The organism is Modestobacter sp. KNN46-3 (genome assembly GCF_011039295.1).
In genome coordinates this window covers 1-6,535 of sequence record NZ_JAAKGN010000210.1, presented here as the reverse complement: position 1 = coordinate 6,535, position 6,535 = coordinate 1, and the positions used below count along the sequence as shown (strand labels likewise).

The 6,535-nt window shown below is 74.6% G+C and carries 8 protein-coding genes; 4 read left to right on the top strand and 4 right to left on the bottom strand.

Annotated elements, in window-relative coordinates:
• Together G5C62_RS24680 and G5C62_RS24675 are read right to left on the bottom strand one after the other, a co-directional pair.
• Nucleotides 1-2,420 (bottom strand): AAA family ATPase (locus tag G5C62_RS24680; protein WP_241176117.1); only part of this gene is annotated, 2,420 nt, incomplete at its 3' end.
• A 200-nt stretch (nt 2,421-2,620) separates the two neighbouring features.
• Nucleotides 2,621-2,974: a nuclear transport factor 2 family protein gene (locus G5C62_RS24675; protein WP_164703091.1), complete on the bottom strand. Its 354-nt coding sequence runs from the start codon at nt 2,972-2,974 to the stop codon at nt 2,621-2,623.
• Between the two features lie 107 nt (nt 2,975-3,081).
• Between G5C62_RS24675 and G5C62_RS24670 the strand changes: the two genes are divergently transcribed.
• The 4 genes from G5C62_RS24670 (at nt 3,082) to G5C62_RS24655 (ending at nt 5,526) form a co-directional block, all read left to right on the top strand.
• Entirely contained in the window at nt 3,082-3,942 is an 861-nt protein-coding gene (locus G5C62_RS24670; protein ID WP_164703090.1) for a MerR family transcriptional regulator, read from the top strand.
• Nucleotides 3,943-4,181: 239 nt separating this feature from the next.
• Nucleotides 4,182-4,631 carry an ATP-binding protein gene (locus G5C62_RS24665; protein ID WP_164703089.1) on the top strand — a complete coding sequence of 150 codons (450 nt, stop codon included), beginning with the start codon at nt 4,182-4,184 and terminating at the stop codon, nt 4,629-4,631.
• A gap of 74 nt (nt 4,632-4,705) precedes the next feature.
• The gene (locus G5C62_RS24660) at nt 4,706-5,029 is read left to right on the top strand and encodes an ANTAR domain-containing protein (RefSeq protein WP_164703088.1); all 324 of its coding nucleotides are present in this window, start codon (nt 4,706-4,708) and stop codon (nt 5,027-5,029) included.
• Between the two features lie 266 nt (nt 5,030-5,295).
• A complete protein-coding gene (locus G5C62_RS24655) occupies nt 5,296-5,526 on the top strand; it encodes a hypothetical protein (RefSeq protein ID WP_164703087.1) in 231 nt (76 codons plus the stop codon).
• Between the two features lie 147 nt (nt 5,527-5,673).
• On the opposite strand, the gene G5C62_RS24650 is transcribed toward G5C62_RS24655, so the two are convergent.
• Nucleotides 5,674-6,102: an STAS domain-containing protein gene (locus G5C62_RS24650; protein WP_241176116.1), complete on the bottom strand. Its 429-nt coding sequence runs from the start codon at nt 6,100-6,102 to the stop codon at nt 5,674-5,676.
• Between the two features lie 266 nt (nt 6,103-6,368).
• Nucleotides 6,369-6,530, bottom strand: coding sequence for an ANTAR domain-containing protein (locus tag G5C62_RS24645; RefSeq protein WP_346774139.1), 162 nt, complete (start codon nt 6,528-6,530; stop codon nt 6,369-6,371).
• Nucleotides 6,531-6,535: the final 5 nt, after the last annotated feature.

Below are 6,535 nucleotides of genomic sequence, written 5' to 3'. Positions count from 1 at the left end.
TCCCGCGCGGCCCGCAGCGGGGCCCGGGACTCCGCCGCCCGCCGGCACCGCCGCAGCCAGGCCCCGTGGGCCAGTTGCAGGCGGGCACGGGCGAAGGGCCAGGGACCCAGGTCGGCCGCCAGGGCGGCCGCGAACAGCTCCTCGGCCTCGTCCTCGGAGGCCAGGAGCGCTCGGCCGTACCGGAGCCCGATGTGCAGCACCGGCGACGGGGTCCGCGCCGCGATCACCTCGAGGTCCGCCACGATCGGCTCGACCTCGGCCCGGTGCCCGCTGTGGACGGCGGCCTCCACCAGGTCGCCGACGGCGAAGCTGCGCACCACGGGGTGGTGGGCGGGGTCGGCGGGGTCGGAGAGGCGGACGAGCTGATCCCAGGCAGCCTGGTGCAGTCCCTGGTCGAGCGCGACCATGCCCCGGGCGAACTGCACACCCGCCAGGACGGCGTTCGAGTCCACCTGCAGGCCCAGCCGGGCAGCCTCGGCGAGGCGTTCCTCGACGTCCTCGGCGCCGCAGACCGCGGCGACCACCGACTGGACCACCAGGGCGACGGCCCCCATCAGCGGCTGGGCGGAGTCGGCGGAGAGCCGGGCCGCCTCGTCGGCAGCCGTGGCGGCCAGGTCGAACCGCCCGACGTTCAGCGCGCTCCACGCCTGCACGGCCAGGGCCCGTCCCAGGAGTCCGAGCCGACCGTCGCCCCGGAGGCCGGTCAGCGCCGACGTCAGGAACCCCACGGCGAGCGGGAAGTCGCCCACGACGCTCGCCGCCTCGCCGGCGGCCTGGGCCCGCGCCGTGTCGAGCGGACCGTCGGCCACGGCACACAACCGCTCGTGGAGCAGCGCCCCGCGGTCGAACGGTGCTACGTAGGAGAGCACCTCGAGCACCAGCACGTCGTCCGGATCGAGTGCCTGCTCGACGACCTCGAGCAGGTGGGCGCGCGCCTCGGCGCCCGGCTCGGCCCACCAGCACCGCAGCGCCGCTGCCCGGAGGAACCCCAGCGCCTGGTCGGCCCGGCCGTCGGCCGCAGCTGCGGCCGCGACGTCGGTCAGCATCCGGGTGCCCGCGCGGACGTCGCGGATGCCCTCCTCGAACCCCTCCCGGATCACCGTCATGCGTGCCCGCTCCCGAGCCGGGACGTCGAGGACCGCGGTCTGACGCAGCAGGCGGTCGACGACGTCGGGCCGCCCCCACTCGAAGGCGAGCTCCGCTGCTCGCAGGTAGCGCCGCGCCCGCTCCGCCGGGTCGGCGGTCAGTCGGGCGGCGCGCTCGAGCGCCGCCTGTGCCGCTGCCACACCACCTCGGCGCTGGGCGCGGGCCGCGGCGTCCTCCAGTTCGGCGGCGACCGCGTCGTCCGGTGCATCGGCTGCGGCGGCCCGGTGCCAGATCTGCCGGTCGGTGCCGCGCAGCGTCCCGGCCAGCGCGATGTGCGCGCGCTGCCGCTCGGCGAGGGTGGCCCGCTGGCGGATCGCGTGGCGGACCAGCGGATGACGGAAGGTCAGCCTCCCGCCGTCGGCGGCGACCAGCCCGACCTCGACGGCCGAGGTCAGTGCGTCCGCGGTGACCTCGTCGCCGCGGAGGGTGGACGCTGCGGCCAGCGCCTCCCCCAGGTCGCCCTCGTCCTCCAGCGCTGCGACGAGCAGCAGGTCGCGGGTCGCGTCGGGCAGCCCGGGGAGCCGGGCTGCGAACGCGTGCTCCAGCCGCGCGGTCAGCGTCAGGGGCGCCCCGTCGTCCCGCGCGCGCTCCAGGGGCAGCTCCACCAACGCCAGCGGGTTCCCCGCGGCCTCGGCCAGCAGGCGCCGGCGGTCGGCCGTCCCGAGCTGCGGTGCCCGGCGCGCCAGCACGTCCTCGGCGGAGCGACGGTCCAGGCGCTCGAGGCGGTGCTCGCCCACCGCCGGGCCGGCGAGGGCGGGCGGGAAGCCGTCGCGCTGGGCCGCCACCATCACCACTGCCTCCGACTCGAGCCGACGGGCCACGAAGCCGAGGACGTCGGCGCTGGGCCGATCGAGCCAGTGCGCGTCGTCGATGACCAGCACGAGGGGCTGGTCGGCGGCGCTGTCGCTGATCAGGGTCAGGGCCGCCAGCCCGATCAGGAAGAGCTCCGGTGCAGCGTCGTCGGTCATGCCGAACGCCGCCTTCAGCGCGCGCCGCTGCGGGGCGGGCAACGCGGGGAGGCGACCGAGCAGCGGGCGCGCCAGCTGGTGGAGGCCGGCGAACGGGAGGGTCGTCTCGGACTCCACGCCGGCCGTGGCCAGCACCCGCAGCCCGCGTTCGGCCGCTGCTCCGCACACGTGGTCGAGCAGGGCGGACTTGCCGATCCCGGCCTCGCCGCGGACGAGGACGGCGGCGCCGCGGTGCCGCACGTCGCGGAGCAGCCGGTCGAGTGCGTCGATCTCCGGGTCCCGGCCCACCAGGCCCGCTGTCGCCATGTCCACGCCCATCAACGCTCACCACCGTCCGGCTGCCGCGCGGATCGCGATCCCCCTCGACGACGGCAAGCTAGTGCGCGCGGGACGATCGCGGAAAGGTCCGAGGCGACCCCTCCGGCTCCGACCCGGCAGGCCGACCTGCTCATCCGGCACTCGACGCGGGCCGTTCCCAGTACACGCCGACGAGGAGTGCACGGTCGTCACGGCGCGATGAGGAGCTCCGCGATGGAGTCGCCGTCCATCGCGAAGCGGTAGCGCAGGTCGACGACGCCACCGGGGAAGTCCCCCTCGAGGTGCTTGGTGGCGACCCAGTGCGCGTCATCGGTGCGGTCCGCGGCGACGAGGGTGCTGGTGTACGTGAACTCGGCCCCGGCCTTGGCCAGGAAGCGCCGGATCTCCTCGGTCCCGCGGTAGGTGAGGCCGTCGTCGACGACCACGGCGGTGGGCGTGAAGGCGCGCAGCGCGGTGTCCGCGTCGCCGGCGTCGTGCGCAGCGAGGTAGCTGCGGATCGTCACGGGGAGCTGGTCGGGCCGGATGCTGGTCGGTGAGGTCATGTCCCCACGGTGCGGCCTCCCGATGCGGGAGGGTCAAGCGCTGGACTCCCGATGCGGGAGGGTCAAGCGCTGGACTCTCCCCCGGGGAGAGGGGGCAGAGTGCACGCATGCTGGCGATCGGCGAGTTCTCCCGGCTGACCCACCTCAGCGTGCGCACGCTGCGCCGCTACCACGACGCCGGCCTGCTCGAGCCCGCTGCGGTGGACGCCACGACCGGGTACCGCTACTACAGCGCGGACCAGATCCCGGCCGCCCAGGTCATCCACCGGCTGCGCGAGCTGGACGTCCCGCTGCCCGACGTGCAGCGCATCCTGCGGTCCCCTGACCCGGGTGCCCGGGCCACCCTCGTGGCCGACCACCTGCAGCGGCTCGAGGCGGAGCTCGATCGGACCCGCGCCGCGGTGGCATCGCTGCGCCGGCTGCTCCGGCCGGAGCCGGCGCCGTTGGACGTCGAGGTCCGTGCGGTCCCGGCGACGACGGTGGCCGCGGTCGAGGGCGACGTCGCGCTCGAGGAGGTGCTCGGCTGGTACGCCGGTGCCATGGCCGAGCTGGACGCGGTGGTCCGCCAGCCGACCGGCGTCCCGGGCGGGCTGTACGACAACGCGCTGTTCGAGGAGGGCCACGGGCAAGTGCTCGTGTACCGGCCGACGGCCGCGCCCCCGCGCAGCGGCCGGGTGCACCCGGTCACCCTGCCGGCCGTCGAGCTCGCCGTCACCACCCACGTCGGCGAGCACGACGACATCGACGTCACGTACGGGGAGCTCGGCCGGTGGGTGGTGACCAACGCACTGGCCGTGGCCGGCCCGGTGCGGGAGACCTACCTCGTCGGCCCACGCAACACCCCCGAACCGGACGCCTGGCGCACCGAGATCGGCTGGCCGGTCTTCCGGATGGCCCCGCCGGCTCCCCGTGGTCCCGGCGCCGTCGAGCGACGACCACGCACGTCGCCGTCCTCGCCCGGCCGCTGACGACGATCGGTCGGTCGCTCGTCGAGTGGTGCGGTCCGTCGCTCGACGTGCTGGCCGGCTGATCCGATGGCACCCTGCAACGCGGGCGCGACGAACTCCTGACCCTGCCGTCCTGGACGGCAGCAAGGCGCGACGTCGCGCGCAGCACCACCTCGCGAGCGCTCGGCTGACCCTGCCAGCACAGCGCGACCCGGCACAGCACAGCGGCGAGACCAGCCGCTCGACCACCGCAGGAGCCCATGAGCACCGACCAGGCAGCCGGGTGGGCGCACCGCCTCCCACCGACTCCCACCGCAGTGCACGACAGCTGGGCCTGGACCATCGCCCGACCAGCCGAGCTGACCGCCGCTCGCAACGAGCTGCGTCGCAGTCTCGCGTCCGGGACGCTGCCCTCAGGGGCTGACGAGGATGACATGGACCGGTTGTTGCTCGCCTTCGAGGAGCTCGCCTCCAACGGGCTGCGGCACAGCGGCGCGCCGGTCCACGTTCGTGTGGACGGGTGTGACGGCGGCTGGCTCGTCGATGTCAGCGACGCCCTCCCCGACCACCCGCCGGTGCCCGCGGTCGACCGGGACCCGGCCCTGGGCGGACTGGGCCTGCACCTCATCGCCCGGCTGTCCACGGCGTTCGGGTGGGCGGCCGACGGACCCCGCAAGCACGTCTGGGCCGCGCTGGTCCCCGCCGGTTGACCACGTCGGTGTGGGACGGGGCTGTCGCCGTACCGGTCACCGTCGTGTCACGATCGAAGGGTGAGGAGACCGTGGTGACCGAGCGGGTCGAGACGTCGATCGAAGCGCATCTCGCCCGGTCCCTCGAGGAACTCGCGTCCTCGCGCGAGGAGACCGCGGTGTCGCGGGCCGAGACGGCGACATCGCGCGAGGAGACGGCGGCGGCTCGCGCGAGGGTGGCCGACCTCGAGGCGGCGCTGCGTAGCGCCCGCACCATCGGCATGGCGATGGGCATCCTGATGAGCAGCCGGCGCATTCCCGAGCAGGCCGCGTTCGACGCCCTGGTCAACGCCAGCCAGCACCAGAACCGGAAGCTGCGGGAGGTGGCCGAGGACGTCGTCCTCGCCGGGCGCCTCTGACGCCGCGACCGCGGAGGTCACCCAGCGCCACCGACCGGCCTCCGCCTCTCCCGCGAGGACCGGTCGGGAGGCGTAGGGCCAGGTCCAGCGCGTTGACCGATCGGCGCGTGCTAGCGGGACTCCAGCTCGGGGTTCCTGCCGCGGTGATCACCCCGGTGTCCACACCGGAGGCGTGTCATTCCCAGAACCCAGCACTTCCCCAGACGAACTGCATCGGACGCCCGCCTCGTGCCCCATTCGAGTGGTGACTCGGGCTGGACCGGGCAGTGACCCTCGACCAGCGGCATCGGCAGATGGACGCCGCCCGCGTCCGCGCCGAGCTGACGCTGGAGGCACTGTGGCTCCGCTACGCGGCGTTGACCGGCAGCGGCGACCTGTTCGACGTGGACGGGTACCTGGCCGGGCTGATGCCCTGGGAGACCGGTCAGCAGGACGTGCTGGCGCTCGCGCTCAACGAGGCGTTGGCCGACGGCTACCGCGCACACCGCGTCGACTAGTCCTCACCCACCACATCCGCACCCGGCCGGCAGCCGTGATCGCTGGGCAACTGCCCCGCCGTCCGTCACGGACGCACGCCCAGGAACGTGACGACGGTGGGCGGTCGTACACCGCTGAGCGAGCGGCCCGGCTGACCGGGCACCCGGTCACGCCGGCCCTCCGACGTGGGTCTCGACCAGCGCCACCGCGCCGTCTGGACGTGCTGACCGTGCCGGGCGACGCCCGTGACCCGGTGCGCCGGACACCAGTTGGTCCAGTCCGCTGAGGGCGACCAGTCGATCGACGCACCTGCTCGACCGGTGCAGGTACAGCTCGCGACCGTGGGCGACGGCCAGGGCATGGGCTGCCGCGAGTGCGCGGAGGCCACCGACGTCGCACCAGGTGACGTCAGCGCTGTCGACCGTCCACCGCGGATGACCTGTGGTGAGCAGGTTGCCGAGGGCATCGACGAGGTGGTGCGCCCCGTCGCGGTCCAGCTCGCCGGAGAGGACGACGGTCGCTGTGGCGAAGTCGATCGAGACGGACAGCGCCGGGTCGTCCTCGGTCCCCGGCGACGAGGTCACGGGTGCGGTCACGGTGGTCTCCCCCGGAGAGGCGCGGGACACGGCCACCGGCCGGTCCCGGCCCGGGCGCCCCACGAGGCGATCGGCCGGAGGTTGGACCGGGGCGAACGGTACGCGACCTCGTGAGCCCGCGCAGGACCGCAAGCCACCTGGCGAGAGTCCAGCAGCGCCGTCCCCAGGAGGCGTGCTCGGTCGACGAGTGCAGGTCGAGCACCTCGCGTGCGACGGCGACAGTCCCAGGTGGCGGAGCCGAGCGACCCGCCCGACACGGGCCCGCCTCAGCGGTCGAGGAGGTCCGGCAGCTCGCCGGTGTGCACGAGGCGTTCGGCGACCTCGCGCAGCTTGGTGTTGGTCCGGCTGGAGAACCCGGCCAGGAGCTGGAAGGCCTGATCCGCCGTCATCCTGTGCCGTTCCATCACGATGCCCTTGGCCTGGTCGATGACCG

Bases quoted from the DNA above. Each gene is read 5' to 3' on its own strand.
- G5C62_RS24675 (WP_164703091.1), bottom strand. From the start codon at position 2,974: ATGACCTCACCGACCAGCATCCGGCCCGACCAGCTCCCCGTGACGATC.
- G5C62_RS24670 (WP_164703090.1), top strand. From the start codon at position 3,082: ATGCTGGCGATCGGCGAGTTCTCCCGGCTGACCCACCTCAGCGTGCGC.
- G5C62_RS24665 (WP_164703089.1), top strand. From the start codon at position 4,182: ATGAGCACCGACCAGGCAGCCGGGTGGGCGCACCGCCTCCCACCGACT.